The 15242-nt window shown below is 51.9% G+C and carries 13 protein-coding genes; 2 read left to right on the forward strand and 11 right to left on the reverse strand.

Annotated features, from left to right (window positions below):
• Positions 1-197: 197 nt before the first annotated feature.
• The 8 genes from L1N85_RS22045 to L1N85_RS22080 form a co-directional block, all read right to left on the reverse strand.
• Positions 198-1670 (reverse strand): arylsulfatase, encoded by a 1473-nt coding sequence (locus L1N85_RS22045; protein ID WP_235241223.1) that lies wholly within the window; start codon positions 1668-1670, stop codon positions 198-200.
• A gap of 28 nt (positions 1671-1698) precedes the next feature.
• On the reverse strand, positions 1699-3255 hold the full coding sequence (locus tag L1N85_RS22050; RefSeq protein ID WP_235241224.1) for a sulfatase family protein: 1557 nt from the start codon (positions 3253-3255) through the stop codon (positions 1699-1701).
• A gap of 17 nt (positions 3256-3272) precedes the next feature.
• On the reverse strand, positions 3273-4781 hold the full coding sequence (locus tag L1N85_RS22055; protein WP_235241234.1) for a sulfatase family protein: 1509 nt from the start codon (positions 4779-4781) through the stop codon (positions 3273-3275).
• Between the two features lie 73 nt (positions 4782-4854).
• Positions 4855-6492 carry a type 2 periplasmic-binding domain-containing protein gene (locus tag L1N85_RS22060; RefSeq protein WP_235241225.1) on the reverse strand — a complete coding sequence of 546 codons (1638 nt, stop codon included), beginning with the start codon at positions 6490-6492 and terminating at the stop codon, positions 4855-4857.
• A gap of 38 nt (positions 6493-6530) precedes the next feature.
• The gene (locus L1N85_RS22065; RefSeq protein WP_235241226.1) at positions 6531-7415 is read right to left on the reverse strand and encodes a carbohydrate ABC transporter permease; all 885 of its coding nucleotides are present in this window, start codon (positions 7413-7415) and stop codon (positions 6531-6533) included.
• Positions 7416-7431: 16 nt separating this feature from the next.
• The gene (locus L1N85_RS22070; protein WP_235241227.1) at positions 7432-8367 is read right to left on the reverse strand and encodes an ABC transporter permease; all 936 of its coding nucleotides are present in this window, start codon (positions 8365-8367) and stop codon (positions 7432-7434) included.
• 174 nt (positions 8368-8541) lie between these two features.
• Positions 8542-10794, reverse strand: coding sequence for a helix-turn-helix domain-containing protein (locus tag L1N85_RS22075; RefSeq protein WP_235241235.1), 2253 nt, complete (start codon positions 10792-10794; stop codon positions 8542-8544).
• A gap of 346 nt (positions 10795-11140) precedes the next feature.
• Positions 11141-11407, reverse strand: coding sequence for an HAD family hydrolase (locus tag L1N85_RS22080; protein ID WP_268818420.1), 267 nt, complete (start codon positions 11405-11407; stop codon positions 11141-11143).
• A gap of 204 nt (positions 11408-11611) precedes the next feature.
• On the opposite strand from L1N85_RS22080, the gene L1N85_RS22085 reads away from it, so the two are divergent.
• Both L1N85_RS22085 and L1N85_RS22090 read left to right on the forward strand, forming a co-directional pair.
• A complete protein-coding gene (locus L1N85_RS22085) occupies positions 11612-12034 on the forward strand; it encodes a GNAT family N-acetyltransferase (RefSeq protein ID WP_235241229.1) in 423 nt (140 codons plus the stop codon).
• A gap of 63 nt (positions 12035-12097) precedes the next feature.
• The gene (locus tag L1N85_RS22090) at positions 12098-12628 is read left to right on the forward strand and encodes a GNAT family N-acetyltransferase (RefSeq protein ID WP_235241230.1); all 531 of its coding nucleotides are present in this window, start codon (positions 12098-12100) and stop codon (positions 12626-12628) included.
• A 489-nt stretch (positions 12629-13117) separates the two neighbouring features.
• On the opposite strand, the gene L1N85_RS22095 is transcribed toward L1N85_RS22090, so the two are convergent.
• From L1N85_RS22095 to L1N85_RS22105, 3 genes are all read right to left on the reverse strand, one after another.
• Positions 13118-13480: a helix-turn-helix domain-containing protein gene (locus L1N85_RS22095; protein WP_235241231.1), complete on the reverse strand. Its 363-nt coding sequence runs from the start codon at positions 13478-13480 to the stop codon at positions 13118-13120.
• A gap of 65 nt (positions 13481-13545) precedes the next feature.
• The gene (gene istB / locus L1N85_RS22100; RefSeq protein ID WP_235241232.1) at positions 13546-14325 is read right to left on the reverse strand and encodes an IS21-like element helper ATPase IstB; all 780 of its coding nucleotides are present in this window, start codon (positions 14323-14325) and stop codon (positions 13546-13548) included.
• Positions 14322-15053, reverse strand: a complete 732-nt coding sequence (locus L1N85_RS22105) for a Mu transposase domain-containing protein (RefSeq protein WP_235241233.1) — start codon at positions 15051-15053, stop codon at positions 14322-14324. Before L1N85_RS22105 ends, istB begins: the two co-directional genes overlap by 4 nt.
• Positions 15054-15242 lie beyond the last annotated feature (189 nt).

Consider the following 15242-nt stretch of genomic DNA (forward strand, 5'->3'; position numbering starts at 1 on the left):
CAAACCTATCCACGGCGGAGGAGCGCTGTCGTACAGGTCGCGGACTTCCGTTTCGGTCATGACATTTCGATAAATCTGCAGGTCATCAACCTGTGCCGTCAGCGTAGAACCGTATTTCCCTGTACCATCCTGACCAATGTGGTAATCCAACCGACTGCTCTGTCGAGAAACGTTCTCGACAGCCTGAACCCGTCCATTCACGACGAAGAACAGGCATTAACCCGCGCTTCGTAGTGCGGAGACACGATATACGGCTTTCCGGCTTGACAGACCAAATCGGCCCCGTCCGTAAGCCCTGCGTTTCGCTTCGCCAGTATGTCGACTAACCGCCGTCTCCAGTGCAGCAATCGCTGCCGCTCATCCGGCCGATTCGCCAGGTCCCGGCATTCTCCCGGATCCGACTCCAGATCGAATAACTGCTCGCTATGAAGCCGCGGGAACCAAATATACTTGGTTCTGCCGTCAGTCAAGTAGTGCATCTCCTGCTCGTCCGAATAGCAGGCGCAATGCTCGCCATGCACGTATTTCCGCCAGTCCGCGGCGGCGGTTCCTTGCATCAGCCCTGCCATGCTTCTGCCGTCGAGCGCCTCCGGTATGTCCAAGCCCGCGATGTCCAATATCGTCGGCATTACATCCTGAATCGTGACCGGCTCCGTCACCCTGGCTTTCGTTCTGCCACAGGAGCGCGGGAGCTTGACGATCATCGGAATATGAGCGGATCCCTCATAGGCGCAGGTTTTACGCCAAAGATTGTGATCCCCCAGCATATCCCCGTGATCGGACAGAAACGCGATCATCGTGTTCTCGTACAGCCCTTCGCGCTGCAGGCATTGGATCAACCTGCCGATCTGGTGGTCGATATGATGAATGAGGCCGTAGTATCCCGCACGGGCCCGCCGGATTTCCTCCGGCTTGCGTACTCCCCGCCAAGCGACGGGACTGACCGCGTCCTCCGGTTTGTCATGAATATGCGCCCAATCGCCGACGAACGGATCGGGGAGCCTCTTTCTCTCGTACAGATCGAAATAGACCGGGGGCGCATCGTATGGAGAATGCGGCCTTGCGAAAGACGTTTTCAGAAATAACGGTTTGCGCGGATCTCTTCGTTGGATGAACGCGATCGATTCGTTCACCGTCCAGTTCGTCGGATGCAAATATTCGGGCGCGTGATAAGGCCTTGCCATCCATGAATTCCAATGGATGCCGTGATCGACGAAGTCGTACGGGCCAGACTTGTTCCGATCGAACCATGCACGGTAATCGGAGATGAAATGGCGGTCCTCCACTCGGCCGGATTCGTCCAATAAGGTATGATGAAAGCCGTTTAACGACCGTTGAGGATAAAAATGCATTTTGCCGATCCCTTGGGTATGGTAGCCCGCATCGGCCAGAACGCCGGGAAGCGTATGGGCGAACCCGGTTTCCATCGGGCCTTGGCCGGCGCCCATGCCCAATATTCCCGTATGCCACGGATCCATGCCCGTCAGCAGGCTTGCCCGGGCGGGAACGCACGAAGGAGACGGCGTATACGCATGCTCGAATACCGTTCCTTCCGAGGCCAGCGCGTCCAGGTTGACGGTTTCGATGATCTCGTTTCCATAACTGCCCAACGTGTCCCATCGCTGTTGATCGGTCATGATCATGACGATGTTCGGTTGCTTCGATGACATGCCTATTCCTCCTCCTGTTCCATTGCTTCTACCAGTGGGCCGACTTGCCGAGCGAAGGGCGGTCCGTTAGACAATGCAGCTCCAGAAGGTCGCAGCGCATTTGCCGCTCCACGTCCGCAGCCTGCGGCGTTCCTGCGATGTTGTTCGTTTCATAAGGGTCCGTCTCATGGTCGTACAGCTCGCATTCCCCCGTTGCCGGGTACCAGGTGTATCGATAACGATCGTTCCATAGGCTGAAATTATGTCCGGCCGGGTCATCGTCGTAACAGGTCACCTGCACCGGCAGCGAGCCCGCTTCTCCGAGCAGCAGCGGAATGACGCTGCGCCCCTGCACCCCGTCCGGCATCGGAACGCCGGCCAAATCGCCAAGCGTCGGCATCACGTCCGTATTGCTCATCGCCGCATGGCATTCTTTCGGCAGTTCGGCGAGCTTCTTCGGCACCTTCATAATGAACGGCACGTGATTGAGCGCTTTGCAGCCGTAATTCGCCTTGAACACCAGCCCGTAGTCGCCGAGATAATCGCCGTGGTCGCTCGTATAGACGAGAATCGTATCTTCTTCCAGCTCCGATTGCCGCAGCGCGTCTTGAATCCTCCCCACGGAGACATCGATCAGATGGATCATGGCATCCGTGTACCGCCGGGCCTCACGGACAAAAGCGTCCCCGTAACGTGCGGCGTTCTGAAGCGCTTCTTCTTGATACAGCTTCCGCAGCGGGGACGGTATCCCGCCGCCGCTGCCGCCCGCCCGCTCCTGCCAAGCCATCGTGTCGCGGTCTTGAAACCGTTCGGCCAGCTCCGCCGGCGGCGTAAACGGGAAGTGCGGATCCGGAAAGCCGAGGAAGAGGAAGAATGGCTCGTCCCTATCCGCCGCGCTGTTCAAATAGGCGATCGCGCGGTCGGCGATCCATGTCGAGCTATGCGCTTCCACCGGCACGACGCTGGGATACAGCGTCCATTTCGTCGGACCGCTGCCTCGGAAGCTTCCCGATCGGACCTTCTCCGCCACCTCCGGATACGTCTTCCGCAGCCAGCACCCGTAATGGCCCGTATAATCCTCCCCGTGTCCGATCGTCAGCTCGGCCTGATCGAAGCCGTAATACGGGCCGCTCCATGCGGTCATATCCTCCTCGGACCAGCGGATGCGGGATTCCTCGTACCGGCTGCTCCGAGGCCCGTTCGTGCACGTGAAGTGCAGTTTGCCGATCGCCGCGGTCCGGTAACCCGCATCCGAGAACGCATCCGGCATCGTGGGCACATGGCTGATCGCCTCCGTCTGAACATGCTGTCCGTCATTCATCGGATGGTCCGTCATATGCATCCTTCTCGGCAGCGCGATGCCGTTCGCATAGACGCCGCTGGCGTTCGGGTAGCGACCGGTGAAGAACGAGGCGCGGGAAGGCATGCAGACCGGATGGGCCGTAACGTGCCGGTGAAACAGCGTTCCCTCCGTAGCGAGCCGGTCGATGTGCGGCGTCAAGGCATGACGGTTGCCCGTGCAGCCGAGACTGTCGTACCGCTGCTGATCCGTATGGATGATCAACACGTTCGGCCGCTTGCGGCAGTTATTCCGGGCCGATTTCATTGCGTGCTCCCCTCCGTTCATGCATGATGAAGCCGCGGCATCGGCATCGGCTCCTTGCCCATCTCCGCCCATAGGAAGTCGAGCAGCAGCTGCCCCTTCACTTCGCTATGACCGGGATCGTCCCATAGGTTGCGAATCTCGCCCGGATCTTCCTGCAGGTCGAATAACTCCCCGTAAGGGCGTTCATAGTAGACGGTCAACTTGTACCGTTCGCCCACATACGTTTTGACGTGCATCAAGGTCGGCTCGTTGCGATTCTCGCAGATGACATGATCCCTCGCGGCGGATTGCTCCCCGCGCCATACCCGGCTTTGATCCACGCCCGTCATCGTCCGCGGAACCGGCGTTCCGGAGAAGCCAAGAAACGTCGGCGCCAAATCGACCAGCGACTGCATCGACGAATCAACCCGTCCGGCCGGAACGTTGCCGGGGTACCTTACGATAAACGGCAGCTTCAACAAATCCTCATAATGGAAAGCGCCTTTATACTGCAGGCCGTGCTGTCCGAAGAAATGCCCGTGATCCGTCGTGTAGACGACGATCGTGTCTTCAGCGAGTCCAAGCTCGTCCAGCTTATCGAGAATCCGCCCGACATACTTGTCCATGAAGCTGACCATGCCGTAGTAGACCGCTATGTTCTTCCGCCGCTTCTCCAGCGGAATCCGGTGGGTGTACAGACCGTGCACGCCCTTCCCGGTTTCCTGATAAGCCGAGAAGTCGGGCCGCTCTTGTTGGGTCATGCCGAAGTGAGGCGGGTTGGCCTCATGCTCCCCGGGCGTCGCCTCCGGCAGCGTCAGCTTCTCGGGGTCGTACATCGTATCCCAAGGCACGGATACGAGATACGGCGGATGCGGATCGGGGAAGCTCGCCCATAGGAAAAAAGGCGCTTCATCTGCGGTATAGCGCTCCAGCAAGGCATTCGTCCGTTCCGCGATCCACGCATTGTAGTGATAGTCCTCCGGAAGCGACCATCGATGCTCCGCCGAATAGGAAAGACTTCCGGTCGGTTCGGCGAAATGAGCCTTCCAGTTGAACCCTTGCTCCTCCATCCAGATCGCGTAATGCTGTCCGACCAAATGCTCGTGCGCATGATTTCGCAGCATCTCCGCATGCCCGAAGCCGTAGAACGGTCCGGTAAAATCCCGCCAATAGTCCAAGTCCTGCAGCAGCGGCACAACCTCCACGGACGGATGCTCGTCGGTCGAAGCAAGCGGTTGAAAATGCGCTTTGCCGATCAACGCGGTCCGATAGCCTTCCGCCTGCAGCTCTTCCCCTACGGTGCGGACGTCCTCGGACAGCTTGGTCCCGAGCGCCCAGGCGCCGTGCTGGCTCGGATACATCCCCGTAATGATCGACGACCGGCTTGGCGTGCATGTCGGATTCGGGCAATAGGCGCGCGTGAATGCGGTACCCTCCCGCACCAGACGGTCGAGATTCGGCGTCGAGATTTCATCGTTGAACGCGCCAATCGTATTCCAATGCTGTTGATCGCTCGTAATCAATAGAATGTTCGGTTTTTTGGCCATCATCAACCTGCCTCCCCATTAAAAAGCTCGCCCCAATATCGGAAGATCAATATCGGGGACGATTGACTTCCGGTTATTTCAAGGACTGGTAACGCTCGTAATTCGATTGGAGAATGTCCAGCATTTCTTTCAATCCCATATCGTCAAGCTTCTTGATAAAGCCGTCCCACTCTTTGTCTACCGTTCCGTTCATGATCCAGTTCGGCTGCATCTGCAGCACGTAGCTCATTATGTCCGCTTTCAGAATCGCCATTCGTTCCGTGTCTTCCGCGGAAAACAGTATGTTCGGATACGTCGTGTTTTCCATGAACGGCTCGTAAACCTTCAAATATTCCATCCGCTCCAGCTTTGCTTCATTGCTCTCCAGCTTGTCGGCCGTGTCCATCAGAATCGCCGTCGCCGTCGTGTTGCCCGGCGCTTCGCTATGCCTGAATTCGTCGAAGTTCATTCCTTCCGGCGTCGGCAGGAACGAATAGCCGCCGTCCGGGTTTTCCTTCAATGTCGTGCCGATAGGGCCGTATGCCCATTGCAGCGCATTTTTCTCCTTGTACAGCTCGTCCACCCAGCGCAGCGAAACCTCCGGATGCCGATTCTCCGACGTAATCGCGAATCCGGCGCGGGTAAAGTAATGCGGATTATATTCGTTCCATAGCTGCGAACCGCCCGTGCCCTTCAGCGGCGGAAGCGGAACGTACTGTGCCATATGCTCGGCGCCGACCACGTTGACCGCGCGGAATCCGCTGAACACGCCGTAGAGGGCGACGCCTTCGTTCTTCCCTTTGGCGAAATAAACGTTGCGGTCATGCGTGAACACTTCCTTGTCGATCAGCCCTTGCGTAAACAGCTTGCCCAGATACGCCGTCGCTTCTTTGTATTCCGTTTGCGCCGGATTAAATACGACCTTGTCATCTTTAACCGAAATATGCGCCGGCGTGTCCAGCAATCCGAATGCGCCGTGGAAGGACGAAATGCCGTTCAACGTATTCCCGTACAGGAAACTCAGCGGAATTTCGTCCGCTTTGTTGTTCCCGTTCGGATCCTTCTCTTTAAACGCCTTCAACGTCTGTTCAAATTCTTCCGTCGTGGCCGGCACCGGCAGACCGAGCTTGTCGAGCCACGCCTTGTTGATGAACATGACTTCGCCCAGCGCCTGCTCCGGGCCTTCCTGGATTTGCGGAATGGAATAGATGTGTCCGTCCGGCGCCGTGATCATCTTCTTGATCTCCGGGTTCGCCTCCAGTATCTCGTGGATATGCGGCGCGAATTTCGGAATCAAATCTTCCAGCGCGATCAGCATCCCCTGCGGACCGTATTTCATCAGATCGTCATCCGTCAGACTTTCCGCGCCGAAGAAGACGTCGGGCAATTCGCCGCCCGCAAACATCAGGTTTTTCTTCTCCGCATACCCTTCCACGGCCGCATCCCATTCGATATGAACGTTGGTCTCCGTTTCGAAATCTTTGACGACCTTCATCTCCTCATGCGGTTTCTTCTGTTGGGCGGCCTTCGTCGTCATGAATTTCAACGTCACTTGATCCGACACGATCGGCAGCCCGGTCAGATTGACACCCGAAGCGTCCTCCCCGCTAGCCGGGCCCTTCTTATTTTCACCGCCTTCGTTATTTTTCTTGTCCGAAGAGCAGGCCGATAAAAGAAGCGTGAAGGCGAGCACGAGGATGAACCCGATTTTAGTCCATTTTTTTGACTGCATGGCAACAAGATCCCCTTTCGAATTGTCTTTCGTTTGCATTACCCTTTGATGGATCCGATCATGACCCCTTTGACGAAATAGCGCTGCAAGAACGGGTATAAGACGAGCATCGGCAAGCATGCGACGATGATGATGCCGTACTTCATGACGTCGACGATCCGCAGCGTCTCGGAATCTGATTGCGCGATCGTCAGCGTATTCTCTTGCGTTTCATTCACGATCAATATTTCCCGCAATACGATTTGCAGCGGCTGCAGCGCTTCCTCCCGCAAATAGATCAACGCTTGAAAATACGAATTCCAGTGGCCGACCGCGCTGAACAACACCATCACCGCAATGATCGGCGTCGACAGGGGCAGGACGATTTTCCAGAAAAATTTCGCGTCCGAGCAGCCGTCCATTTCCGCCGCCTCCTGCAGCTCATTCGGAATCGTCATTTGAAAGAATGTTCGCGTCATAATGATGTTCCACGCGCCGACGGCCGTCGGAATCACCTGCGACCAAATCGTATTGTACATCCCGAGCTCTTTGATCAACAGGTAAGACGGAATGAGGCCGCCGCCGAAAAACATCGTAAAGACGATCAGAAACATAAATCCGCCTCGTCCGACCAGATTCCGGGATAACGCGTATCCGGCCGTGAGCGTCAGCACGACGTTAATACATGTGCCCAGCGTCGTATAGAGCAAGGAATTGCGGTAGCCCGTCCAAATCCGCTCGTCTTGGAAGATGCGTTCGTAGCCTTCGAACGTTAACCCTTTGGGAAGCAGCCAGACTTGGCCGGCATTGACGCTGTTCGGATCGCTGACGGACGAAATGACGATCACGTACAGAGGGTACAGGACGATTAACATGAGCAGCGTTAGAAAGCCGTAGTTAAGAACGTCGAACCATCGGTCTGCCGCGTTTGATTTAATTGGCACTTTGCATTCAACTCCTCTACCATAAGCTTGCCTGTTTCATTGATTTCGCCAGTTGGTTGAATCCGACAAGCAAAACGAAGTTAATGACGGAATTGAACAAACCGACCGCCGCCGAATAGCTGTATTGGGCGCTTAACAAACCGGTTTGGTACACGTAGGTCTGGATAACCTCCGACGATCCGATATTGAGCGGATTTTGCATCAGATAGATTTTCTCGAACCCGACCGCCATGAAGCTCCCGATATTCAAGATAAGAAGAATCATGATCGTCGGCAATATGGAAGGCAGGTCGATATGCCAGATGCGTTGAAATTTGCTCGCCCCGTCGACGATCGCCGCTTCATGGAGATCCAGGCTGACAGCGGTCAAGGCGGCCAAGTAAATGATCATCGACCAGCCCGCGTTCTGCCAGACGCCGGAGAAGACAAAGATCGTCTTGAACCATTCCGCACTGGCCATGAAGAACACGGGTTCGCCGCCGAACCACGCGAACAGCTGATTGAGCAATCCGTTTCTCGGGGAGAGAAACAAGTAGAGCATGCCGACGATGACTACGACCGATATGAAATGCGGCGCGTACGTAACGGTCTGCACCAGCTTCTTGAATCTGGCATTATTCACCTGATTGAGCAGCAGCGCCAGTATGATCGGAATCGGGAACGCGATCAGCAGCTCGTACAAATTGATGATCAGCGTGTTCCACATGACGATCGAAAATTTGTACGAAGAGAAGAACCGTTCGAAATGGTCGAATCCGACCCACGGGCTCCCTATAATCCCTTTGCTGGCAATGAAGTTTTTGAACGCAATGGTGACGCCGTACATCGGAATATAGTGAAAGACAAGAAAGAACAGAATCGTCGGAAACAGAAAAAGATACAATTGATAATGTTTGCGTATCCGCTTCCATTTGGACAACAGGATCGCCGATTGCGATGTATTCGTTTTCACAACCCCCTTTAGTCAACATCATGAACGCCGCGGCTCCTTTAACGATAGAGGGTCAGGCCGTAATCGTAAATATGCGGAACGTATTCCCGGTTGTCAAAACGGATTCGGCCCGGTATGGCATATGAAAAGACCTCCCGCATGCCTTATACAAGCCGGCGGAGGTCTTGGATCAAGCTATTCGCTTCGGTGCTCCTTCGTTTCGTAGAGCTTCCGGTAATCGCCCGGGGTGACCTTGAAGGCTTGCTTGAACTTGCGGATAAAACTCGGCACGTCGAAATAACCGATCCTTGGCACGATGTCCTTCAGCTTCATGTCCGTCGTCCGAAGCAGATGCTTCGCCTGTTCCATCCGATAATGATTAAGAAAGTCGGTAATCGTTTTGCCGGTCTGCTCCTTGAATTGGCGCTTCAAGTACGATGCGGATATCGCGAAGTGGTCGGCCATGTTCTGAACCGAGAACTGCTGGTCATCGTAATTTGCTTGTATATAGTCCAACATCTCCTGCTTCTGTCCGCCCGATTTCGATTCCGACTGGGAACGGACGATGTCCGCGCACAATTGCCCGCACATCACCTCGATCACATCGGCCAGCTCCTGGATCGTATCGAATTTCGTCAAGCTGAACACGTCGGGGTACGACTCGTCCGCCGTCTCGAGCGTCCCCTTCAACCGGTACGTTTCCTTAACGATGCAATTGATCATGTCGTAACAAATGCATCTCACCATATGAAGCGGCATGGCGCTCGACTCGATAAAGGATAGAATGCCCCTGACGACCTTCGTCAGCGACTCCGTATCCCCTTGCCGGATCAATACTTCCATCGTTTCGATATCCTGTCTCGGATAGTTGCAGCCGAGATTCGTCTGATCGGCGATATCGGCATAGAGGATCACTTCGTTATAACCCTTCAACAGCCTGAAATCGAGCGCCGTCGAAGCTTCGATGAACGACTTGCCGAGCTGCCGGATATCTTGACGGCGGTTGCCTGCGCCTACCGTAACATCGATGCCGTAACGTTCCCGGATAGCGCCGTGCAACTCCTTCATTTCTCTCGGCCATTCTCCGTCTTCGGGGCCGACGGCGCAAATGAAATTAACGATCGGCCCCTCCAGCCCTTCAACTCTGTAGCATTCGAACCGATCGCGCATCATGGCTTCCATTCCGTCCAGTATTCCGATTTGCTGTTGTCTTGGCAGGTTCTCCATATAGCGAACGGCAAGACGGACAACGAACAGCCCTGACTTCGTAAATCTGATGCCGGCTTCCCCGGCCTTCTCGAGGAACGGTTCCGGATCGGTGACCCGTCCCGTCATTAACGCGAGCAGCATATGCTCGTGAACGGCTATGCGGCTGTCGTTCAAAGCGCGCCCCAACATCTGCTTCTCTTCCGTTATTTTGTGGACGGCATGAAGGACCTCGTTCAAATTCCGGTAGGATTCGCCCCATTGCTTGCCTGTAAACAACAAAAACCGTCTGAGCGGGTGATAATTGAAATGCAGCATCGCATAGATGAGCGCGCAGCCGATGACAAGAACCATGCCGAGCGACAGCAGCGCTCTCGATTTCACTTCGCCCACGCGCTGCATGAATTGCTCGATCGGCAGCATCGTTATATATGTCCAATTGAAATCATCGGACCTGACTTTAGAGAATGCATATTCCTTGCCGTCCAACATACCCGTGCTCGTTCCGATAGGCAGCCGCTCTGCCTGTCGATGAAAGCCGGACTGCTCCAAATAGGCTTCATCGCGCAAGGAAACGACCCGATTGCCTTTTTCGTCGAGAATGACCGTATTCCCGTCGCTGTTATCCAGAAGGCCCTGCAGCATCTTGCGGACCGTCTTCTCCTCGATCACGAACATGACGCTTCCATAGGGCGATGCGGCGTTCAGAGGAAGCGGCACCAAATACGTCAGCACGCGATCGTCGGTCAACCTTGCCGAAGCGATCGGTTCCGAATGACGCAAGACGGGGCGATCGAGTTCACTCATGTCTTTCGTGAATTGCTCGAAGCTCCAGTTCTCGTACCGGTAGAACGTATCAATAAACAATGCCGTCGGGTAGGTACTGGAGCCGGAGTAAACGTACGGCTGATCCTTTATATAGAGAAACACTTCTTTAATGAAAATGTTGGCGGATGTGTACGTAAGGAACAAATTTTTCGCTTTTACCGCATTGTACATATTCTGTTTCAATTGATACGGGGTAAGCTCCGGCTTGGAAGCGATTTCAGCGGAAATCTTGTTCATTTCCTTGATTTTCGAATCGAACGAATCCTGGATTTGCTCGAGCATCCGCTGATGGTTGGACGTTATCTCATCCTTCAAGATCGCTACGTAATGCTGATAGACAAGCAACCCGATTAGCAGCAGCGGAATGATGAGCAGCGCGAGGTATGAAATCAAATATTTATAAAATAGCGGCATCTTCTTCAACTTCTCATCCCCCAGGTGCCTTTTCTTTCTCTCATGATGACTTATTCATCATATCATAGGTTGGCCGATTGTGAATCCGGAGGTCTGCGCCATACGCCAATATGCGAAACTCTCCATTAATGAGATACCAACTATACTGTAAACGCTTTCAATTGTAAAGTTGCGAAAAAAATTTTCCGTATGCGAAACGGATTATTCAAGGGGGGACAGAGCGATGCGCATACTCGATCCGGATACACTCCCCCTCGGAGCATTGGCTTCGTTGTCTGCCGAGACATGAAATTATCGCTTGCGGCCATCGTTTCGCCCGGATGCTCCGCACTCCGGGTGAGCAATTTTAAACAAATCTCTCCAACACTTTTGCTACTCCATCATCAACGTTTGTATCCGTTATCTCATCTGCCAGTTCTTTTAGTTCCTGTACGGCATTTAACATTGCAACCGAATATCCAAACACTCTGAACTTCTCAATATCATTAAAATCATCGCCAAAACTCATGACTTCCGATGATTCCACACCAAAATGACTGCATAATTTTAAAATCCCAGTTTCCTTCGAAACACTTTTATTCATGATTTGAATCAACTTTCCATTATTGTCCAAAGAAAATAAAGTGTTGGACTGAAAAATAAAGCGTTAGACTCGGAAAATAAAGTTGTAGACTGAGAAAATAAAGTATTAGACTATAAAGCCCCATTAAGCTAACGGCAGTTTAGCTTAATTATAAGTATTCTTTACGGCCCGAAATCTGGGGTTTAATGGTAAACTAAAGCTATTATCTATAGCTTGGTTGAGGGAGTGTTCTGCGTGGAATTACAAATATGTGACGAGACGAATAATACCGACAAGTCTTATGTCGTAAACAAAATGATTGAATTTAATCTAAAGCATTTCCCTGATGATTTGAAGGGCAGATACCAGGTCGTTAACTTATATTTGAAAGATCTTGATGGAAATATTTACGGCGGGTTGGTCGGTGAAATATGCTGGAATTGGTTAGAGGTACAGTATCTTTTCGTAGATGCTGCTTACCGGAAATTCGGATACGGAAAGAAACTACTGTCAGAAGCCGAAAAGATTGCTAAAGAGAAGAAGTGTGATTTTATAAAATTAGATACCTTGAGCTTTCAAGCGTTAGATTTCTACAAAAAACAAGGATTTGAAGTGTTTGGAACGATACATAACGCTGGCAGGCACACTCATTATTATTTGAAAAAAGAAATCACTTAGAAAAGTTATTTCATTACGCTAACGGGGTTACATACCATTACCATTTACACGGAGGGACACACATTGATTAATGATACAAAAATCAACATAAGAGCAGAACAACCGACTGATGCGGAAAGCGTGTTTCGTATACATTATGAAGCATTTGGAGAACGGGAAGAGGAATCCAAGATGGCGGAGCGTGTTCGCACATCAGAGGGATATATTCCCGAACTGTCACTTATTGCAACTGAAGGAGACGGTAGTTTAATCGGTCATGCATTGTTCAGTAAAGCGGAAGTTGTGGACGAAGACCTTCGGTACGAAGTGATCGTTTTAGCACCGATTGCAGTTAAACCGAGCCATCAGAAACAGGGCATCGGGGGAGCGCTTATCCGCGAAGGTTTACGTCTTGCAGCGAAGCACGGTAACTCGCATGTGTTTCTCATCGGGCACCCGTCGTATTACCCAAAATTCGGATTCGAACCAGCGCGACCACACGGCTTTGACTTAAAGCAGTTCGAGGTGCCGAACGAGGTGTTTATGGTGAACATCCTTTGTCAAAACTCTGGAATCAAAGGTGAGTTACGTTATCCGCAAGCTTTTTTCGATTAGAGTTACAGACAGCAAAGAGAAAAGAAATGACGGTAATTGCGCTAACGGCGAACGATAGCACCACGACATGACGGCAGCCGGTCACGTGATTGGTTGCCGTTGCTAATTGAAGTAACTGGAAGTAAGGCTCAATGTTTTTATACATCGGATTTGTGGGGATCGGTCTTCAGGGGATGCGAACGATGCTGACAATTTGGTGCAGGAAATGCACGGAAAGTCATTTTTATTTGCGATAGTATTTAACTCGAAGGGAGGGAGAACGATGGATTGGTTGGAGAGGATGAAAAGCGCCATGGATTATATCGAAATGAATTTGGCGGACAATATCTCATATGATGACATAGCGTGTAATTGTCAACTGAAAATTCCCCCACATGAGCATTTAAAACTCCCCCACCTGTGAAAAATAGCACATACCATCTGAGGGTTATCCACAGGCGGGTTCATTAGGAACAAGCGCGTCGTTGTACCAGAACCGGCTTCGCTTCTTCAGAAGGGCACATCATCTTCCAATCCTATTCTAACGCGAAGATCATGGTTCTCTCGGCTGAGCTCAGAATTTATTCGCTCCAAACTTTTCACCTTCGCGAATAGGCGCTTAATGCGTGTGGACTCATCAATCCCCTCCTCATAGATCGTCCCTTCATACTGAAGTGAATCCCAATATCGGAAAACTTCATGTCCCGGAATCGTCCAGCCTACTTTGCGGTTGGCAGGGCGAACACCTGCGATCTTGCCTTGTCGCAAGTATCGCCGAATCATTTGTTCACTGACCCCAATATGGTGATCTTGTAATAGACCGCTCATTTCCTTGACCGTATACATGGTATTTAACATCTCTTTGAAGACCACTGCTCGTTCTCCTCTCATTATGTTACTCTGCGTAAACAATAGTAACATAACGAATGAAACATCGGTTAACCTAACTGCTGTTTCGAGAGCCACTCCTTGGTCTCTTTCATGCGATACGAATTTCCATTCATATTGACAATGTAGGATTGATGCGTCAAACGGTCAATCATGGCTGCTGTCATGACGGGATCTTGAAAGATTTCCCCCCAACGCTCAAAGGAGAGGTTGGTTGTAATAATCGTAGATTTTCGGCCGGCACGAAGGGACAGGTGAGTAAATAAGAGCTCCGATCCCTCTTTGTCAAAAGAGATATAGCCCATTTCGTCGGCGATGACCAAATCGTACTTCTCAAAACGATTCTGGAAGGCACGTAGCGTTTGCTGAGCACGGCATTCCTTGATCTGGTTAATGAGCAAAGGGACGGTGGTAAACCACACCTTGTAGCCCTCCAAACATGCTTTGATCCCAAGACCCAAACCCATGTGGGTCTTACCCGTGCCTGGATTTCCAGACAGGATGACGTTGCGCCCCTCTCTAATAAAGTCCAAGCTTTTCAACTGCTTCAGCTTCTTCTGCGCATCCTCGGGCAGATCACTGACGGATAGGTCTTCCAAATATTTCTTGTGTGTAAACTTCGCCAAGCGAATCCGGTTATACCGAGAGGCTTCAAGCCTCGCATCACATTCTTTCTGCAGCAGGTGTGCTAAAAATTCCTCATAACTCATCTCTCTCTGGTTGGCTTCCTGGATAAGGGCTTCGGCATGCTGCCGAATCATCGAAAGCTTTAATTCCGTGCTGGATGTGATTACCGACTCCATCCAAGCCTTGCGTGGGGATTGACTCATGCAATCGCCTCCTTCATTTGTATCGTGTGGGTTCCAAACATTTCGTCATACTGACGCAATTGTGCCTCGGCCTGCTGTAAAATGGCTTGTGACGCCTGTGAATGCAGCAGGGGAGTGGCCCCCATTTCCCGTCCTTTGGCGCAGAGTGCCTTCACTTTATCCGTCGTTACATGGCTAGGGTGCAGGTTGTCCAATTGCTTAATGCTGCGCTGTACTTCCTCTAAATTGGCATCATCCCGAATGTATTGCAGCAGCTCTACAAAATCTTTCTCACGTCTGCTATAATAAGTCTCGTATATGTTTTTGATGTGGGATTGTGCCTGGGCAAGTGCCGTGCTACCGGCTAATGCGCCAGGCTTTTTCTTTAGTGTTTCGAGATAGTGAAGCAGTTCTAGTCTCCATTCATGGCATCCAACCAGTCGGTTATGTTCGGCGATCTTCATCTCTTCGTAGAAGCACTGAATCCGCCCTGAGTAGATCTTAACCATGACAAGCTTGCCGACCAGATGATCGGGAACAGAGTAATGGTTTTGATCTACAACCACCGTTGCATATTTATCCACTCTGGCGTGTACGACTCGCGCAGCGTCAAACATGGGTAAACCCTCGAATAGGAACGGGCGCTCCTCTTCAAGACAAGCTGCCGCTGACTTCCCTTCCCGTCGATCTTGGGGCTTGTTGTTTAGTCTTTCGCACACTTCTAGCAGGTAGGCGTTAGCCTCCTCCAAGGTTTCAAACGTATCCCGAAAAGCGAATGCTTTACGCCGGGCGACTTCAACGGTCCGCTCGACGTGCCCTTTTAAATGAAAAGCTTTTCATTTAAAAGGGAATGGAAAGTGCATGGAAATGTAAAGTGAGTTGCCATAAGGCCTTGTTTTAACTGGTATGTTTACAGATTTACTTTACATTATAATGCC

This window comes from Paenibacillus alkaliterrae (genome assembly GCF_021532375.1).
Taxonomy (GTDB): domain Bacteria; phylum Bacillota; class Bacilli; order Paenibacillales; family Paenibacillaceae; genus Pristimantibacillus; species Pristimantibacillus alkaliterrae.